General features: G+C 46.5%; 3 protein-coding genes. All 3 read right to left on the bottom strand.

What is annotated here, in order from left to right; all coding sequences use genetic code 11:
* Positions 1 to 43: 43 nt before the first annotated feature.
* Positions 44 to 280 (bottom strand): hypothetical protein, encoded by a 237-nt coding sequence (locus B7Y67_RS13355; protein ID WP_293599073.1) that lies wholly within the window; start codon positions 278 to 280, stop codon positions 44 to 46.
* Positions 277 to 936 (bottom strand): formate dehydrogenase FDH3 subunit beta, encoded by a 660-nt coding sequence (fdh3B, locus tag B7Y67_RS13350; RefSeq protein ID WP_293599072.1) that lies wholly within the window; start codon positions 934 to 936, stop codon positions 277 to 279. Before fdh3B ends, B7Y67_RS13355 begins: the two co-directional genes overlap by 4 nt.
* A gap of 27 nt (positions 937 to 963) precedes the next feature.
* Positions 964 to 3,472: formate dehydrogenase subunit alpha (locus tag B7Y67_RS13345; RefSeq protein ID WP_293599071.1), on the bottom strand; the 2,509-nt coding region annotated here is incomplete at its 5' end.

Below are 3,472 nucleotides of genomic sequence, written 5' to 3'. Positions count from 1 at the left end.
ATATCCTTAAACGTTTTCGTTTTATTTATTGTTGTTTAACTGATCACTTAGCGCGTGAATACTCAGATTGCTTCTGATTGCGCTTGTTAATCGCCTCCGCCCAGCTAGCTTGATTACCCGGAGTCCACCCCTTTGTCATGAATCCATTGTCAGCACCCATATAAGGGGCTACATCAGGACGCTTGGCAGCTTTCGCTGCAATTTCTGGAGGCTCGGAACATGCCGCCAACAAAGTACCAGCAGCCAAACATAAGCCGAGAGTTTTGAAATTTAATTTCATGACTTTGCTCCTGGAATTTTGTCAGCAGGCGTTGGCTTCGGTGCAGGTGATCCTGATGGACCATAAGCAGTAGACCAACCGAAGATATCGTTACTTGGATAGCGGCCATTTGCCTCACGAACTGAGACACGTTTGGCGTAGATTGAAGAAATCACTTCGTCATCACCACCAATCAAAGCCTTGGTTGAACACATCTCAGCACATAAAGGTAACTTACCTTCAGCTAAGCGGTTGCGACCATACTTCTCAAATTCGGCAACGCTACCGTTAGCTTCTGGACCGCCGCTACAGAAGGTGCACTTGTCCATTTTGCTGCGTGAACCAAAGGCACCCTGACTTAAGAACTGAGGCGCACCAAATGGGCAGGCAAAAGAGCAATAGCCACAACCGATACAGATGTCTTTGTCATGCAACACCACACCCTCGTCGGTGCGATAGAAGCAATCTACTGGGCAAACCGCCATACAAGGCGCATCTGAACAGTGCATACAAGCAACTGAAACAGACTTTTCTTGACCAACAATGCCGTCATTTACCGTAACAACTCGGCGACGATTGATACCCCAAGGCACTTCGTTATCGTTTTTACAAGCTGTGACACAGCCGTTGCACTCAATGCAACGCTCTGTATCGCAGATAAATTTCATTCTTGCCATGATGTTCTCCTGACTTTATTTTTTAACTTAGGCAAATTTTTCGATTTGGCACATAGTGGTTTTGGTTTCTTGCATCATCGTTACCTGGTCATAGCCATAGGTTGTTGCAGTATTTACCGCTTCACCTAAGACTACAGGGGCAGCGCCCTCTGGGTAATATTTGCGCAAGTTATTACCCTGCCACCAGCCTGCAAAGTGGAATGGTACGAATGCAGTGCCTTGATCAACGCGTGGAGTTACCAGTGCGCGCACCTTAATCTTGGCGCCGGTTGGTGACTTCACCCATACGTAATCCCAGTTCTTAATACCGCGAACTTCTGCAGCCTTAGGATTGATCTCGACAAAGTTCTCTTGTTGCAACTCTGCCAACCATGGGTTGGAACGAGTTTCGTCTCCTCCACCTTCGTACTCAACCAAACGACCTGAGGTCAAAATGATTGGGAACTTTTCGTAGAGCTTCTCATTCAAGTTCTTATCCTGAACTGTTTTGAAAAGTGTTGGCAAGCGCCAGAAATTCTTCTTATCGGCAGAAGTTGGGTACTTGCGCATCATTGGCTCGTTAGTACTGTAGAGAGCTTCACGATGAACAGGAATCGCATCTGGGAAGTTCCACACTACTGCACGTGCTTTTGCATTACCGAATGGATGACAACCGTTCTTCATGACAACGCGTTGAATACCACCAGATAAGTCAGTCTTCCAGTTCTTACCTTCAGCTGCCTTCTGCTCTTCCTCGGTCAACTGACTCCACCAGCCCAGTTTCTTCATAAAGACATGGTCAAACTCTGGGTATCCAGTTTTAATCGCTGAACCCTTAGAGTAAGAGCCATCTTCAGCCAATAAATTCTTGCCATCTTTTTCAACGCCAAAGTTTGCACGGAAATTACCGCCGCCTTCCATGACGCTCTTACTGGTGTCATAGAGGTTTGGTGAGCCAGGATGCTTGATAGCTGCAGTTCCGTAGCAAGGCCAAGGCAAGCCATAGTAATCGCCTGTAGTGTCGTAGCCAGTTACTGGATCAATACCACCACGTGACTTCAATGTCTTCGGATCAAATACGCCCGCCATTCTCATGTGAGCTTTCAAGCGCTCAGGAGTTTGACCTGTGTAGCCAATCGTCCACACACCACGATTAATTTCTCTCAAGATGGATTCAATTTCAGGCTCTCTCCACTGCTTACCTGCATATTTCGAACTCAACATCTTGTAGTTAACTGACAATTCTTGACCGAAACCAAGACGATCAGCAAACGCTTGCATGATCACGTGGTCAGGAACGGATTCAAACAACGGATCAATTACTTTCTCACGCCACTGCAGCGAACGATTGGATGCTGTAGCAGAACCAGTTGTTTCGAACTGCGTTGTAGCTGGTAATAAATACACGTTGCGATTCTTATTCACAGCATCGCCTTCTGCAGGAGGCATTGCTGCCATTGCCGCAGTCGCACTTGGATATGGATCGACTACCACCAACAAATCCAACTTATCCATCGCGCGCTTCATATCGAGACCGCGAGTTTGTGAATTTGGTGCATGACCCCAGAAGAACAAACCTTTGACGCTGGTTTGCTGATCAATCATGTCATTCTTCTCAAGTACCGCATCGACCCAACGAGAAACTGTAGTGCCTGATTTCTCCATCATGTTTGGAGCGTAGCGACCTTTGATCCACTCATAGTCCACACCCCATACTGTGGCGTAGTGCTTCCATGAGCCAGCTGCAAGACCATAGTAGCCAGGCAATGAATCTGGGTTAGGGCCAACGTCAGTTGCACCTTGAACGTTATCGTGACCACGGAAAATATTTGCGCCACCACCGGACTTACCGATGTTGCCTAAAGCTAATTGCAAAATGCAAGATGCACGAACCATCGCATTACCAATGGTGTGCTGTGTTTGACCCATACACCAGACCAAAGTGCTTGGACGATTCTTCGCCATAGTTTCAGCAACTTTGTACATCTGCGCTTCTGGAACTCCACAAGCTTCTTCTACATTCTTTGGAGTCCACTTTTCCATAACTTCTTTGCGGATCTCATCCATACCGTACACGCGGTCATTGATGTACTTCTTATCTTCCCAACCATTGTTGAAGATGTGATACAGAACACCAAACAAGAATGGGATATCAGTACCTGAACGAATACGAACATACTGATCAGACTTGGCTGCAGTACGGGTATAGCGTGGGTCAACTACGATGACTTTGCAACCATTTTCTTTTGCATGCAACAAGCTAAGCATAGACACTGGATGTGCTTCTGCAGCGTTTGAACCAATATACAAAGCTGCCTTGGCATTCATCATGTCGTTATAGCTATTGGTCATCGCACCATAGCCCCAGGTGTTTGCAACACCGGCAACTGTTGTGGAGTGACAAATACGTGCTTGATGGTCTGTGTTGTTGGTTCCAAAGAAAGAAACCCACTTACGCATTAGATAAGACTGTTCGTTGTTATGCTTTGAGGAGCCAATGAAGAACAAAGAATCTGGGCTGTACTTAGTGCGCAAATCTTTCATCTGCGCAGAGATT

This window comes from Polynucleobacter sp. 35-46-11 (assembly GCF_002281105.1).
This window is presented reverse-complemented; position numbering and strand designations above follow the sequence as displayed.

What these genes read in the sequence shown, in the direction of transcription:
- B7Y67_RS13355 (WP_293599073.1), bottom strand. Translation starts at nt 280, where the DNA reads ATGAAATTAAATTTCAAAACTCTCGGCTTATGTTTGGCTGCTGGTACT.
- fdh3B (WP_293599072.1), bottom strand. Translation starts at nt 936, where the DNA reads ATGGCAAGAATGAAATTTATCTGCGATACAGAGCGTTGCATTGAGTGC.